Below are 15,213 nucleotides of genomic sequence, written 5' to 3'. Positions count from 1 at the left end.
ACCACTTTGTTACGTTAGATAAAAAGCGACGCTTGCGTCGCTTTTTTTATGCTGTTTAAGGGAGAGGTAATGACTAAAGTAATCATCAATGTTGCTGTGGGTGTAATTAAAAAAAATAACAATTTGTTTATTTGTAAACGTGCAGATGAGCAACATCAAGGTGGGCTATGGGAGTTTCCTGGTGGCAAAGTTGAAGCTGGAGAAAGTGTGTTTCAAGCCCTAAAACGTGAACTGCTAGAAGAAGTAGGGCTGACTATTCATAGTTCAAGCGAACTTATCACTATAGAGCATGACTATGGCGATAAATGCGTACGACTTAATGTGCATGTGGTCAGTAACTTTAATGGTCAAGCTCATGGCGCAGAAGGACAACCAAGCGAATGGGTCAGCATAGACGAACTTGATAACTATGATTTTCCTGCTGCTAATGTTGAGATAATCAGCGCCATAAAAACGAAATATAGCTAGTTTCATCATCAGGCATATAAGTAACTAAAAAGCCAGTGAGCATGATGCTCACTGGCTTTTTATTTTGCGATTAATAGCTCTAAGCTAATTTCAGCTCAAATTACCAAATTTTTACGCGATCTTCAGGCTTGATATACATTTTATCGCCCTCTTTAACATCAAACGCTTGGTAAAATTCTGGCATGTTCGACAAAATACCAATTACGCGATAATGACTCGGTGAATGTGAATCCGTCATTAAACGATTACGTAATGCCTCATCACGGTATTTACGACGCCAAATTTGCGACCATCCCATAAAGAAGCGTTGGTCACCCGTATAACCTTCAATAATGGGCGCTTTCGAATCACCCAGCGATAGCTGATACGCTTTATAAGCAACGGTTAAGCCGCCCAAGTCACCAATGTTTTCACCCAATGTGAGTTCACCATTAACGCTGGCATCTTCAAACGGTTTATATTGATTATACTGTGCAACTAAGGCAGCACTTCGCTGTTCAAACTGCTTAAGGTCTGACTCGCTCCACCAATTACGTAAATTGCCATCACCGTCGTATTTTGCCCCTTGGTCATCAAAGCCATGGCCTAACTCATGGCCAATAACCGCACCAATAGCACCATAGTTAACTGCATCATCCGCTTCTAAATTAAAGAAAGGAGGCTGCAGAATCGCCGCAGGGAATACTATTTCATTATTCACTGGATTGTAGTAAGCATTCACTGTTTGTGGCGTCATATGCCACTCAGATCGATCAACTGGCTTACCTAATTTAGCAATCATATCTGCATAAGCCCATTCACTGTAGCGAATATAGTTACCTACCAGTTCATCAGGGTTAATCGCTAAATCTGAATAATCTTTCCATTTATCAGGGTAACCAATTTTAGGGGTAAACTTATTGAGCTTTTCTTGCGCCGCCACTTTTGTTTCAGGGCTCATCCATTCAAGATTTTCAATTGCCACGGAATAGCCTTTAATTACATTATCAACTAACTCTTCCATACGCGCTTTCGCTTCTGGCGGGAAGTTTTCTTTAACGTAGACTTTACCTAAAATTTCACCCAGTACACTGTTTGATGCATCAACGGCTTGCTTCCAAAGTGGTGCTTGCTCTTCAACACCACGCAACGTGGTGCTGTAAAAATTAAACTTCAAATCCACTAAATCTTTATTAAGTAGCTGCGCGTAATTACTAACAAAATGGAATTTTAAATAGTTTTGCCAAACAGCTAAGTCAGTATTGTTGAAAATCTCTGCAAATTTTTCAAAGTAACTTGGTTGGCGCACAATTAACTCTTGAGCATCAACGCCAACTGCTTCGAAATAGGCATTTAAATCAAACTCACCCATTAGCGAGTTAGCTTCAGCTACCGTCATTTTATTGTATGACTTAGTTGCATCACGGCTTTGCACTCGGCTCCACTGTGCATCAGCAAGTGACGTTTCAAGTGCTAATATCGCTTTGGCTGCATCAGCGGCATTATTAACGCCAGCTTTAGCTAAAATATCGGTGATATACGTTTGATAAGCCGCGCGAATTTTTGTGAATTTTTCATCATCTTTTAAATAGTAGTCGCGATCAGGTAAACCAAGTCCCGCTTGATAGGCATAAAGCGCATTTTCACTTGAGTTTTTAGCGTCATTATTAACATACCAGCCAAAAGGAAGATCGCCGCCTTTAACTTGTAGTTGTGCCATCAGTGTGACCAACGCGGCTTTATCTTTCACTGTATCAATGCTTTTAATAGCTGGCTCAAGTGGCAAAATACCTAACTCTTCACGAGCATTTTCAGCCATATAGCTAGAATAAAATGCACCAATCTTATATTCATCTGAACCTGGTTTTGCACTACTATTAGCACTGGCGTTTTCAAGCACTGTTTTCATTGCTTTTTGCGATTCATCATATAACTGTGAGAACGACCCATAGTTAGACTTGTCGCCTGGAATCTCAGTTTTTGCTAACCATTGACCATTAACATGGTAATAAAAATCATCCTGTGCACGAACACTTTTATCCATATTTTGTAAATCAACACCTAGCGCACCAGGAGCCGCCACCGGTGCAGTTACTGTGGTTGATTCTGCTTTCATTTGTTGTGGCTTTTCGCCGCAGCCAACCAAACCTAACGCCAGTGCAATACTGGCGGCAGTCATTGTTATTTTTTTCATAAGAATTCCGTATATTAATTAGAATAAATACGCATTTCATTAAGATTTGATAACTCAAAAAAAACAACAATAGGATGCAGTCTATTACCTGCTTAATGAAATACGCATCAGCTACAACCTAATTTAGGAAGCACTAGCTAAGCATAATAAACCTGATTTAAATAACAATAAAATCGAATATGTAACAAAGTATTTTGCGTTTGTTCAAAGCGTGAAAAAGAGCCTAGCATGAGGGCTAGCTAGGGCTTACTTTTGCCATGTAATGCTAAGCGCTGCAGCTTTTCTTTTAATGAAGGAGGGGCAGAATCGGCGATCGCATTCAAATAATCAGCCGTTTGCTCACTCATTTTAAGAGAGTTAGTCGCTTGGCTATCTGTCGCTTTAGGACGATTACTTAATCGTTGAGTTGCTTGTGGATTGGCGGTAATTTTTATTTGTCCAAGCTCTGCCATACCTGCGGCTCTAAAATGAGACTGCATATCCATTTTTAAATAATTAAGCCTAAGAGCAATAGGAGCTGAAACAGCTTCTATCATCAGTGTGCCGTCACGATAATTACTTACTCGACATTTATCGCCTAGCTTAGGCCCTAAAAAATCGCGTAACAGTTGTTGCTGTGTATCCAATGCTTGGCTTTTTCCCGCATAGGCTGCTAAACGGTTGTTTAGCCCGGCCATAATGTCGGTTAATGGTTTTGGCGCATATCTATCTTTAGCCATATCACACCTTAAAAACCTCAAAGGAAAGTTTGCTTAAATTAAGCTTAATTTAAGCAAACAAAGTGGGTGTATACCAATTCGCTGAATTAAGTATTATTGTGGATGGGTATTAAGCACCCGCAATTTGCATTTGCTCAATCAGCACTGAACCTGTTTGAATACCACCACGTCGCTCTATATCGCCACCAATAGCTGAAATACCTTTAAACATATCTCTTAAGTTACCAGCAATAGTTATTTCACTTACTGGGTACTGTATTTCACCATTTTCAACCCAAAAACCAGCTGCACCACGAGAGTAGTCACCAGTCACGGTATTTACACCCTGCCCCATAAGTTCAGTGACTAACAAACCCGTGCCCATGGTTTTCAATAGTGTAGCTAAGTCCTGATGGGTTTGCTCAACCAACCAGTTATGAATACCACCGGCATGGCCTGTTGGCGTCATATTCATTTTACGCGCTGCGTAGCTCGCTAATAAATATGTTTGCAATTCACCACCGTGTATTATTTCTCTGTCTAGAGTTTTAACCCCTTCGCTATCAAAAGGTGATGATGCTAACCCTTTTAGTAGGTGTGGGCGCTCTGAAATATTAACGGTTTTGCTGAACACTTGTGTACCTAAGCTATCCAGTAAAAAACTGGATTTACGATACAGTGCGCCACCGCCGATTGCAGACACTAAATGGCCAAACAATGAGTTAGCAATATCGGCTCTAAAAATAACCGGCACTTTCATGGTACCTAGTTTTTGACTGTTTAGTTTAGCTAGGGTTTCTGCAGCGGCTTCAAGCCCAACACTTGCAGCATCTTTTAGCCCTGCTTGATCGCGGGAAATTGTGTAGGCTGAGTCGCGCTGCATATGCTCGCCCTCTTTGCCTATTACCATAGTGCTTATGCTATGGCGTGTTCTTGGGTAGCCTGCAATTAAACCATGACTATTGCCATACACTCGCAGCCCTTGGTGTGAAGAAAAGCTAGCACCATCTGAATTCACAATTCGCTCATCCGCATTTAATGCGGCTTGCTCAGCAGCATGACATAAATCAATCCCTTGCTCGGGACTTACATCCCAAGGATGAAATAAATCTAAATCTTTAGGCGAAAACTCAAGTAATTCTTTATCAGCAATACCATTACACGGATCATCTGAGGTGAATTTAGCAATATCTATGGCTTTTTCGACCACAGATCGCAATGTTTTTGGATTTAAGTCAGCCGTAGAGGCGGAGCCTTTGTTATTACCAACATACACGCTAATACCTAAACCACCGTCTTGATTAAACTCAATGGTTTCTACCTCGCCCATACGCGTACTTACCGACAGCCCTGATGTGCTCGACATAGCAGCTTCAGCAGCAGTAGCGCCTAGTTTTTTAGCATGTTCGAGTACTTCAGAAACGGCATCTTTTACTTGAGAAATTTGCGAATATATTGGATCTTGGTGTTGGCTTTTCATAAATTCTGTCCTGAGCCCAGAAGGCAATGTTGCACACATTTTTTATATTTAAATGCTAACACACTCACTGCACCACATCAGCTAATATTAATCACTAAAAGAATCGCGTATAATAGATAAAGTTATTTTTACTTAAGAGCACCCCATGGCGAAGAAAAAAGGCAAGCCTGCTGAAATTGAAGAAGAAATTATATATGTATCAAAAAGTGAACTTAAGCGCGAAGCGCAAGAGTTTCATCAGTTAGGGTCTGAAATTGCCAAAATGGGTAAAAAGCAGCGCGAACGCTTACCGCTTAATGATGACTTAAAAGAAGCAATGGTTGTTGCCGATAAAATTAGTAATAAAAGTGATGCATACCGCCGCCACTTAAATTACATAGCAAAAACCCTTCGTACAGTAGAAAACATTGAAGAAATTAAAGCGATCATTGATGTAATGCTTAATAAAAATAACCAAGCAGAGGTTATGATCAAAAAGATTGAGCAGCTGCGCAGTGATTTAATTGAGCAAGGCGATGACTTAATCAACGAAACAATTGAACAATACCCAGCTCTTGAGCGCCAAAAAATGCGCCAACTGGTGCGTAATGCGGCCAAAGAAGTAAAAGCAGAAAAGCCTGCGAGAGGCTACAAAGAGCTATTTCAGTATTTAAAAGACGCCATAATGTAACGCAGCCACGTTACATACTAAAAAGGTGCTACGGCACCTTTTTTTGTTGTAGATCAAACCCCCTTCCCCTTTCCTTTTTTACAATACGCAGCAACTAAAAAGATAAGGTGCGCGTGATGATTAAACTTCCTCAATGGGATCAAACTTTAATAAACAAATACAATGTATCGGGCCCGCGTTACACGTCTTACCCGACAGCACTTTCGTTAGCTGACGGCTATCAGCAACAAGATTTGATTAGCGCTATTGAATCATCGCAAACCCGTGCTTTGTCTTTATATATTCACATTCCTTTTTGTAGCCAGCTTTGCTATTACTGTGGCTGTAATAAAGTCATTACTCGCCATCAATCTAAAGCTGATACCTACCTAGATTTTTTAGCTAAAGAAATCGTGGCACAAGCGCCGCTATTTCAAGACTATCGGGTTGAGCAATTACATTTAGGAGGCGGTACTCCAACCTTTTTGACCGCAGCCCAAATGACTCGCTTAGTAAAGCTACTAGAGCAACACTTTAACTTTAGCGATACCTGTGAGCGCGGTATAGAAATAGACCCTCGCTCACTGGCTGACAATATGCTGATTGACTTAAGCGAGATGGGATTTAATCGTGTGTCATTTGGTATTCAAGATTTTAATGATCAAGTTCAGCTAGCTGTTAACCGCCCTCAACATGTTGATGAGGTAAAGCAGTTAATTATCCAAGCAAAACAATTAGGCTTTAAATCAATTAATGCAGATATGATTTATGGCCTGCCTCTACAAACACCTGAGAGTTTTAAGCAAACTATTGAGCAACTGATTGCTTTAGACCCCGACCGTGTTTCAGTATTTAACTACGCTCATTTACCTGATCGTTTTGCCGCTCAACGTAAAATAAAAGATGCTGATTTACCCAGTGCCCATAATAAGCTCACTATGTTTAAAAACACTCTAGAGCAAATGACCCAAGCGGGCTATCAATTTATAGGTATGGATCACTTTGCAAAAGTTGATAATGAATTGGCTATTGCTCAAAATAGCGGCCAACTTCATCGTAACTTTCAAGGTTACACTACCCATGGAGAATGTGATTTACTAGGCTTAGGGGTCTCGTCAATATCGCAAATAGGCACAGCCATACTACAAAATAAAAAAGAGCTAAAACACTATTACCAAACAATCGATGAGCAAGCAGGCAGTGCCATTAATAAAGGCATGCATTTAACCCAAGATGACCTTATTCGAGCGGATGCAATTAAACAACTTATTTGCCAGTTTGAGCTTGATATGAGCGTATTCGCGAACAGGCATAAAATCAGCTTTAATGACTACTTTAAAGATGCCTTAGAGGCACTCGCACCATTAATTGCCGATGAAATGGTAACAATAGAAAACAACCTAATTAGTGTAACACCAAAAGGGAATTTATTTATTCGTATTATTTGTATGTGCTTTGATGCGCACTTACAAAAACAAATAAATGCCACTCGCTTCTCACGGGTTATATAATTTAAAAAATAGCGCGCATAAAAAAAGCAGACCTAGGTCTGCTTTTTTTATGCTGTAAAATCTAAGTGCTAGTTAAAAACCACGTTTTCGCTGCCTTGGGCTGCTTTAAACTCAACAATGATTTTTTTACAGTCAGCTTCAATTTCATCACTCAGTGATTCTTCTGCGCGCCAGCGTGCGGTATCTTGCTTAAAAATTTCTTTTTTAGCGTACTTTTTGCGCGAATCGTGAGTTGGCATTTCTTTTACCACGTCGTACATTTTATAAATGCCTGGGTATGCAGTTGTTAAGTCGCGCTCAGTATCAAAACTATATTGCGACATCAGCACCCAAATACGTAAACAGCCCTCAGAGTAATCACACTGCTTTTCATTCATCGCACGTGCAATTAAATGAATACTATCGGCTAGCTTTGCATTACGTTTTAAACGCGACTGCTTAAGTTTTTGCTGTTGCTCTGCCTGTTGTTTGCTAATTAGCTTTTTTTGCACATTTAGCTTGTAGAGCAACTGACCCGCATAAAATGCCAAGCCCGCTATAATAGCAGCACCTACAACTAAGGCTAAGATCACTGCTGTACTCATTGCGTATCCTTATTACTTATCTTCGTCGTCATCTAGCCATTCATTAGCTAGGTCGTTTGATAGGTATTGATCAAAATCTGAATTACTTTCTTCATCACTGAAGTCATCTTCAAATTCTTCTTCATCTTCAATACCTAATAACTTACACAGCACTTGGTGACGCGCTATACGGCTATTAAAGTATTTAGCATCTTTACCCGTTAGCATTTCACCTTGCTCGTGACGCTCAACTAATTTAAGCAAGCGCTCATCATTTTCAAGCGCCTCTAATTCTTGCTCAGGCGTTAACTCAGGCTCAATCGCCTTTTTAAGCTCTGCTACAGGCTTAAGGTTACGTTTCATTTCGACTTTTGGTTCAGCGGCTGGGGCAACTAATGGTACTGCTTTTTTACTACCAACACGTTTGTCTTTAGCAGCCGAACCTGTTTTTTGAGTGTCATTACTCAATGCATCAGGTGCATTACGTGAACCTGGCTTAGCGCCTTTGGTTTTCTTTACACGTTGCTCTTTCAATGCACGCATTTCTTTAAGCTTATCTTGGCTTAAACGAACGGGTCCATTTGATGGAATTTTACGTGACTTTTTCTTTCTACTCATATCTTGATCGTCTCACTTAAGAGGTTTTGAGCGAGGCGCAACTCAATGGGCATCGCGATGCTGGCCTAGCCAGAAGAATTCGGTTTGCGTTTTAGAGGTTGGATTTCTCTATATACGCCAAAGCATATTTAGATGCTTTTTTTAAACGGGGGTATTGTAACAGGACAAATAAAAAGGCGGTAGAGAAAACATCTCTACCGCCTGCTAATCTGAGCGCCATTATATGGACACTTCTCCCTTCGACTTTTTAGTCTTTATTATTTTTATTATTATTTCTTTATCCGTATTATTATTATTTATCTTCCGTGTAGCATTCCATTTTGTTTTTATTATTAAACTTCCATGAGTTTTTATTATTTTCGGTCTTTCCTGACACTTTTTTGTTATTTCCTTTAGTAGCACTCTCAATGTGCTATTTAGTCGTGCCGCGCTACGATCCTTATAACGTTTTCCTATTTGTTATTATTGTTGCGACAGGGGTTAATTTACTCGTTAATAATTTTGTTACAACTAATTTATATCTTTTTTCTTGTGTAAAACATAACAAAAAAGGTTAAAAAATATAAGTTACAATAAGTTAACTTAAAAAATAAAAATAAAATGAGACTTTTCTTACATTAAAGTATGGTCAATGTCTTACAAGTGAAGGGGCTTTATCGGTCATTTCAGAAACAAAAAAAGCAGCCAAAGCTGCTTTTTGTCTATTTAACATTGTATTATGTTAACAATATCTAAATAAATACGACTTTAGTGTAGACCACCTAGGTATTTAGATAATGTTTCAATGTCTTTATCTGTAAGTTTCTTAGCAATATCTTGCATAACACCATTTAGGTCGTTATTACGAGTGCCATCTCTGAACTGCTCAAGTTGTGACTTGATGTATTCTGGATGTTGGAAAGAAATTTTTGGGAATTTAGCTAGTGAAGAGCCATTACCACGTGGACCATGACAAGCCGCACATGATGGAATTCCGCGTTCAGCGTCACCCGCTTTGTACAACATGGCGCCTGTTTCTTGAACATCTTTAGGTGTAGCACCTTCAGACATGTTCAAAGAAGCAAAGTAAGCAGACAAGTCTTTCATATCTTGATCGCTCAATGGCATTGCCATACCGCTCATTACTGGATTCATTCGACCTTCTTTACCGCCCGAAGTCATACCTAATTTAAATTCAGTAAGTTGTTTGTATATGTAATCTGCGTGTTGGCCTGCAATTTTTGGGTAGATGTTAACCGGCGCATTACCGTCTGGGCCGTGACAAGCCGCACACGTTGCTGATTTTTCTTTACCTGCGTTTACATCGCCATCAAATGCTGTTGCGTTGCTTGCTGACAACGCACCAAGCAATATAGTTAAAGATAGTGCTATTTTTTTCATGGTGAATTCTCTGTTTCCGACCCTGTATCATCTACAATATGGATGTTGTGATTTTTATATTCTACACGATATTAAATTCTCTGGCACGTTTTCTACACACATTAAACCTATAAATTATAGGGTTTTGAGTAAAATTAATCGCTAAGCCAGTTAAAATGTACCATCAGCAACGGTTTTACATGCTCGAAGATACTTTTTAATAGCTACTTTATAGTATAAAATACGCGCCACGGGTGAATTTGGTTTACCCAATGTTATTTTTTTTAGTTTTAGGAGAGCCTGTGCTCAAATCTCGTATCAAGTATAACACTGCGTCTTTCGTTACAAGCGCGCCAGACATCACTAAATTACCTGCTGATACGGGAATTGAAGTCGCGTTTGCCGGTCGCTCAAATGCAGGTAAATCAAGTGCGCTTAATGCCCTTACCGATCAAAAGTTAGCACGTACTAGTAAAACACCTGGCCGTACTCAGCTGATCAACACATTTGAACTTGCCGATGTAGATAACATGCGCCTAATTGACCTACCAGGTTATGGCTTTGCGAAAGTGCCAATTGAAATGAAAAAGAAATGGCAAAAGTCGCTAGGCGAATACCTACAAAAACGTCAAAGCTTAAAAGGTATTGTGGTGTTGATGGATATTCGTCACCCATTAAAAGATTTAGACCGTGATTTAATTAATTGGGCTGTAGGTAGTGAAATTCCAGTATTGGCACTATTAACTAAAGCAGATAAGCTCAAGCAAGGTCCACGTAAATCACAGGTACTTAGTGTTCGTCGTGAATTGAGTGAATTAGATGGCGATATAACAGTTCATGCTTTTTCATCACTTAAAGGCACAGGCTTACCAGAAGTCGCTAAAAAGTTAGATGAGTGGTACTTAGGTCCAATCGTAGCAATTCCACCTGCTGACACAGAGTAATTACCCTAAATAAAACCTCTCATTCGCGGAGGTAATAAAATAGCCGAGCTCATCTGTTTCGGCTATTTCAGCCCACTGATAAAACACATTTCTGGCAACTCGCGCAAAACAACCATAGGGTAATTGCATATAAGGCACTGCAGCGCCTTTGTAATTATTAATATATAGCGGCTCAGTACGACTTAGTAGCCAGGTACGCTGTAGGTTATCAATACAACAAATAACATCACCATCAGAGGTCGACTTACGAAGCCAACTTACAATAATAAATGGCGCATCCTTAACCTCAATCACAATTTTCTCTACTGGCGTTTTTAAATAAAACTGTCCATCTTCGCGGCACAACACACTAGCAAACAGCTTTATCATGGCTTGGCGGGTAATTTCACTACCCGCATAAAACCATTTACCTTGCTCGTCAATCAGCAGTGGCAATTGCCCGCAATGAGCTGGCTGCCATTGTTCAAAAGGCTTACTTGGCTCGCTTAGTTGCTTACTAAGTTCGTTAAGAGAAATCACTGTTTTTTAAAGGTCAGTGCAAAAGTAACCGGTACCGCAGTAGCAATCGAAGGTAAGCCGGCTAGTTTTTGTAACTGCATTATCCCTTCGGTGACTTTAAAGTCATCGCTATTAATAATAATAGGCTTGAATGATGCTACGCTTAAATTCCCGTTTTCCGCACTACTAACAAGTACATCAACTGCAAGTGGCTTTTTATGACCGTGAAAGTCTAGCTCGGCGCTAACACCTTTTAATACGTACTGACCAGGCTGCTTAATAAGTGACAATTTATCAGATAAGTCAGCGGTTAATACTGCATTTGCAAATGTGTCAGATTCAAACAAAATTTTGCTTAGGCGCTCGTTACGAATAGGAATAAACGTTTCAGCTGAGGTTAAATCAACATTTACGCTAAACTGACCTTGCTCACTCAATTGCCCTGATAACTGAGTAAAATGGCTTGCCTCAGCAATGCTATTTTTTTTAATTGAGACAAAACTTAATTGGCTTTTATCGTTGAGTAACTGCCAGTTTGCCGATGCAACACCTGAAACTAGTAAACATGATAAAGATAAACCTGCTACAGCTAACGTTTTAAACATAATGCACTCCTAAAATAAAAGATTTATACCCGAAAAAATAATACTTTGATCAGTCAAATTGAAAATCACTAATACGCTGAGTTAAAAAGAAAACGCACAGTAAACTGATGGTATCACTTGAAACGCTAAGTGCAATTAGAGAATAAATTTAACGCTTAGGAGTAAAGCTATAAAAAACGGCCCATCAAATATATGATAGGCCGATATAGCAAACTGGGGAGAAGCTATCAATACGTTGCATCTTACGATGCATCATCAACAGGATGTCCTACAGGATGAGGACGGGCGGCACTTTACCAAAAGCAAGCGTAAAAATACAAGCATATTATCGATATTCGAAGCGAATTGACGAACCTCTAACGATTTAATACAAACTGCTGTTTAATTTAACTTTTTTTTAACCTGCAAGCTAAAAGAAAAGCGCCTATTGGCGCTTTTAAATAATTCTTTTTAACTGTTGTGTTTACCTAAGACAAGGCATCCTTGGCATACCAAATTAGTGCGCTTGTTCCCAGTTATCACCTTCGTCAGCTTCAACTATAAGTGGTACATCTAGCTGTGCCGCTTGTGACATCAGCTCACAAATTTGCTGAGTGTATTGCTCAGTGCACTCTGTTTTAATCTCAAATACCAATTCATCGTGTACCTGCATAAGTAGCTTAACCGTATTAGGCGCTTGCTGATTAACCCATGCATGTACTGTTAACATGGCTTTTTTAATAATATCAGCAGCAGTGCCTTGCATAGGGGCATTAATTGCTGCGCGCTCAGCGCCTTTGCGGCGTGCTCCATTGCGGGCATTTATTTCTGGTAAATGTAAACGGCGGCCAAAAATAGTTTCTACGTAACCATTTTCTGCTGCTTTTTCACGGGTTGTTTCCATGTATTCTAAAACACCTGGGAAACGCTCAAAATATTTATCAATATAATGCTGCGCTTCATGGCGTGGTACATCAAGTTGACGTGCCAAACCAAATGCCGACATGCCATAAATTAAGCCAAAGTTAACGGCTTTAGCTTTACGGCGCATATCAGATGTAACCTCTTCAAGCTCAACTCCAAATACCTCAGCAGCTGTAGCGCTATGCACATCTAAGCCATTTGCAAAGGCATTGAGCAAGCCTTTATCTTGTGAAAGATGCGCCATAATACGCAGCTCTATTTGGCTGTAATCGGCCGCCACAATTTTATATCCATCGGCAGCAATAAAGGCTTCACGAATACGGCGCCCTTCTTCTGAACGAATAGGAATATTTTGTAGGTTAGGATCGCTTGAACTTAATCGACCCGTTGCTGTTACCGCTTGATGATAAGAAGTATGCACACGCTTGGTTTGCTCATTCACGATCAGTGGCAATTTATCTGTGTAAGTTGATTTAAGCTTAGATAAACCGCGATGCTCAATAATCACTTTAGGCAATGGGTAATCGTGTGCTAATTCTTGCAGTACTTCTTCTGCTGTAGAAGGCGCGCCTTTGGGTGTTTTTTTGATAACGGGCAATTCTAGCTTTTCAAATAACAGTACTTGTAATTGCTTTGGCGAGCTTAAGTTAAACGGTTCGCCTGCGATTTCAAACGCTTCTTTTTCAAGCTCAAGTAACCGTTCACCTAAGCGTTGGCTATGCGTGGCCAACATATTGCTGTCGATAGCAACACCGGTGCGCTCAATGTCAGAAATAACGCTTACTAGTGGCATTTCTATATTTTCAAATACCGATTTAAGCTTTTCATCCGCTTCAAGTTTCGGCCATAGTACTTGGTGTAAACGCAAAGTAATATCGGCATCTTCTGCGGCATAAGGCGCCGCTTTTTCAAGTTCGATTTGATTGAACGTGAGCTGCTTTTTACCTTTACCAGCAATGTCTTCAAAGCTAATATTTTTGTGGCCTAAATATTTAAGTGCTAATGAGTCCATATCATGACGAGTACCTACGCTGTTAAAAACATAAGACTCCAACATAGTATCAAACTTAATACCATTTAATTCATAGCCAGCATTGGCAAGCACACTTTTATCATATTTTAAATTTTGACCAACTTTAGCTTTATTTTCGTCAGCTAATATTGGCCCAAGCTTTTGCATCACAAATTCAAGGCTTAGCTGTTCAGGCGCACCTGGGTAATCATGTGCAACCGGTAAGTAGGCGGCTTCCCCTGCTTTTACTGCGAAACTCATCCCTACCAACTGCGCTTTCATATACTCTAAACTGGTTGTTTCAGTATCAAAAGCAAATAGCTCAGCTTCATTGAGCTGCTCTATCAATGTATTAAATTGGGCCTCAGTTAAAATCGTTTCATAGTGCGCATCTTCAACTTTTGGCAACTCATTCTCTTGGGTTGGGACCGCTAAATGTGTGTCAGCATCTTTTGGATTGTCTAGTAATTCAGCTAACCAGCGACGGAATTCACACTCACCGTATAAGGCAATTAATTCGTCCTTATTCGGTGTTTGCAATTTAAAAGTATCAAGATCAGATTCAACCTCCACATCACACTTAATAGTGGCAAGCTCATAGCTCAATGGTAAATGATCAATCGCTTTTGCAAGCTTTTCACCTATTTTACCTTTGATATCAGCAGCATTATCAATTACGCCCTGAAGCGATCCGTACTTTTGTAACCATTTAACCGCTGTTTTAGGCCCGCACCCTTCAACGCCTGGAATATTATCTACTTTATCGCCCATTAAGGCTAAGTAATCGATAATAAGTTCAGGTCCAACACCAAACTTTTCAACCACAGTGTCGGGATCTGAAATACTATCAGTCATGGTATTGATCAAAGTAACATGCTCATTAACCAACTGCGCCATATCTTTATCGCCAGTTGATACTAATACATGGCGTTGTTGCTCAGAAGCAATGCGCGCAAATGTACCAATCACGTCATCGGCTTCTACACCTTCAATACTAATTAATGGAAAGCCCATCGCTTTAATAATGCTATGTAGCGGCGCTATTTGGGTACGCAGATCATCAGGCATTGGCGGACGATTCGCTTTATACTCGCTGTACATGTCATTTCTAAAAGTTTTACCTTTGGCATCAAACACCACCACCATATGTGAGGGATCGTATTGTTTGATCAAACTTTTCAACATGTTTACCACGCCATAAATGGCGCCAGTGGCTTCACCTTTAGAATTAGTTAAATGAGGTGGAGAATGATAAGCACGAAACAAATATGAAGAGCCATCAACAAGAATAAGCGGGTTTTCGGGGATCTGAGCCATGGTAAAATTGGATCCTAAATACAAAAAAGTAATATAAGTATAAGCATGCCATAAGGCAGTAAATAAAACGACTGTGAATTAATGTGATTAAGGGCGCTACATTTTTAGCAACTTGTGGATAACTATGTAGATAACACCCACAAACTATCCATCCGAAACATAGTAAAATGCTTAGATTAGTTTGTAATTTATTGTTTTGTTTAAAAAAAGATAATTCGAGGTTCTTTTTTATTATTCTTCTATCAATGTGGAAAAGGCATTTAAACCGTTACTGGTGTTGTAACCCACTTTGATTATTTACGTCCATTTAAATAACTGGATGAGCATTCTAGCATAATGGATCAAAGATCATAGCGATCCTTTATAATTTTTTTTACCCTTACTAGTTATCAAATGGCATATAGCGCATAACAAC

13 protein-coding genes are annotated in these 15,213 nt (G+C 39.7%); 4 read left to right on the top strand and 9 right to left on the bottom strand.

Annotated features, from left to right (window positions below; all coding sequences use genetic code 11):
• The first annotated feature begins 69 nt into the window (after positions 1-69).
• Positions 70-468: an 8-oxo-dGTP diphosphatase MutT gene (gene mutT / locus AC0VZ5_RS01505; RefSeq protein WP_075169495.1), complete on the top strand. Its 399-nt coding sequence runs from the start codon at positions 70-72 to the stop codon at positions 466-468.
• Between the two features lie 100 nt (positions 469-568).
• Here the strand turns inward: mutT and AC0VZ5_RS01500 are convergent, their stop codons facing one another.
• The 3 genes from AC0VZ5_RS01500 to pmbA all read right to left on the bottom strand — a co-directional run bounded on the left by AC0VZ5_RS01500 (position 569) and on the right by pmbA (position 4,819).
• Entirely contained in the window at positions 569-2,641 is a 2,073-nt protein-coding gene (locus AC0VZ5_RS01500; protein WP_475473912.1) for a M13 family metallopeptidase, read from the bottom strand.
• Between the two features lie 239 nt (positions 2,642-2,880).
• Positions 2,881-3,360: a DciA family protein gene (locus AC0VZ5_RS01495; protein WP_054202561.1), complete on the bottom strand. Its 480-nt coding sequence runs from the start codon at positions 3,358-3,360 to the stop codon at positions 2,881-2,883.
• A 109-nt stretch (positions 3,361-3,469) separates the two neighbouring features.
• Positions 3,470-4,819 carry a metalloprotease PmbA gene (gene pmbA / locus AC0VZ5_RS01490; RefSeq protein WP_138569778.1) on the bottom strand — a complete coding sequence of 450 codons (1,350 nt, stop codon included), beginning with the start codon at positions 4,817-4,819 and terminating at the stop codon, positions 3,470-3,472.
• Between the two features lie 145 nt (positions 4,820-4,964).
• On the opposite strand from pmbA, the gene yjgA reads away from it, so the two are divergent.
• Together yjgA and hemN are read left to right on the top strand one after the other, a co-directional pair.
• Positions 4,965-5,489 (top strand): ribosome biogenesis factor YjgA, encoded by a 525-nt coding sequence (yjgA, locus tag AC0VZ5_RS01485; protein WP_010390384.1) that lies wholly within the window; start codon positions 4,965-4,967, stop codon positions 5,487-5,489.
• Positions 5,490-5,605: 116 nt separating this feature from the next.
• Positions 5,606-6,979 (top strand): oxygen-independent coproporphyrinogen III oxidase, encoded by a 1,374-nt coding sequence (gene hemN / locus AC0VZ5_RS01480; protein ID WP_475473909.1) that lies wholly within the window; start codon positions 5,606-5,608, stop codon positions 6,977-6,979.
• Positions 6,980-7,047: 68 nt separating this feature from the next.
• Here the strand turns inward: hemN and AC0VZ5_RS01475 are convergent, their stop codons facing one another.
• From AC0VZ5_RS01475 to AC0VZ5_RS01465, 3 genes are all read right to left on the bottom strand, one after another.
• Positions 7,048-7,563, bottom strand: coding sequence for a DUF2489 domain-containing protein (locus AC0VZ5_RS01475; RefSeq protein ID WP_010390378.1), 516 nt, complete (start codon positions 7,561-7,563; stop codon positions 7,048-7,050).
• Between the two features lie 12 nt (positions 7,564-7,575).
• Positions 7,576-8,160, bottom strand: coding sequence for a Der GTPase-activating protein YihI (gene yihI, locus AC0VZ5_RS01470; RefSeq protein ID WP_008112715.1), 585 nt, complete (start codon positions 8,158-8,160; stop codon positions 7,576-7,578).
• 747 nt (positions 8,161-8,907) lie between these two features.
• Positions 8,908-9,540 carry a c-type cytochrome gene (locus tag AC0VZ5_RS01465; protein ID WP_008112717.1) on the bottom strand — a complete coding sequence of 211 codons (633 nt, stop codon included), beginning with the start codon at positions 9,538-9,540 and terminating at the stop codon, positions 8,908-8,910.
• 281 nt (positions 9,541-9,821) lie between these two features.
• Here AC0VZ5_RS01465 and yihA point away from each other — a divergent pair, with 281 nt between their 5' ends.
• Positions 9,822-10,463, top strand: coding sequence for a ribosome biogenesis GTP-binding protein YihA/YsxC (gene yihA / locus AC0VZ5_RS01460; protein ID WP_138607234.1), 642 nt, complete (start codon positions 9,822-9,824; stop codon positions 10,461-10,463).
• Here yihA and AC0VZ5_RS01455 read toward each other — a convergent pair whose 3' ends face one another.
• The 3 genes from AC0VZ5_RS01455 to polA all read right to left on the bottom strand — a co-directional run bounded on the left by AC0VZ5_RS01455 (position 10,464) and on the right by polA (position 14,798).
• Positions 10,464-10,982 carry a DUF1285 domain-containing protein gene (locus AC0VZ5_RS01455; RefSeq protein WP_475473905.1) on the bottom strand — a complete coding sequence of 173 codons (519 nt, stop codon included), beginning with the start codon at positions 10,980-10,982 and terminating at the stop codon, positions 10,464-10,466.
• The gene (locus AC0VZ5_RS01450) at positions 10,979-11,566 is read right to left on the bottom strand and encodes a YceI family protein (RefSeq protein WP_475473903.1); all 588 of its coding nucleotides are present in this window, start codon (positions 11,564-11,566) and stop codon (positions 10,979-10,981) included. The genes AC0VZ5_RS01455 and AC0VZ5_RS01450 overlap by 4 nt, the downstream gene beginning before the upstream one ends.
• A gap of 496 nt (positions 11,567-12,062) precedes the next feature.
• On the bottom strand, positions 12,063-14,798 hold the full coding sequence (polA, locus tag AC0VZ5_RS01445; RefSeq protein WP_008467914.1) for a DNA polymerase I: 2,736 nt from the start codon (positions 14,796-14,798) through the stop codon (positions 12,063-12,065).
• Positions 14,799-15,213: the final 415 nt, after the last annotated feature.

Source organism: Pseudoalteromonas sp. QJM3NY_12 (assembly GCF_056173165.1).
This window is presented reverse-complemented; position numbering and strand designations above follow the sequence as displayed.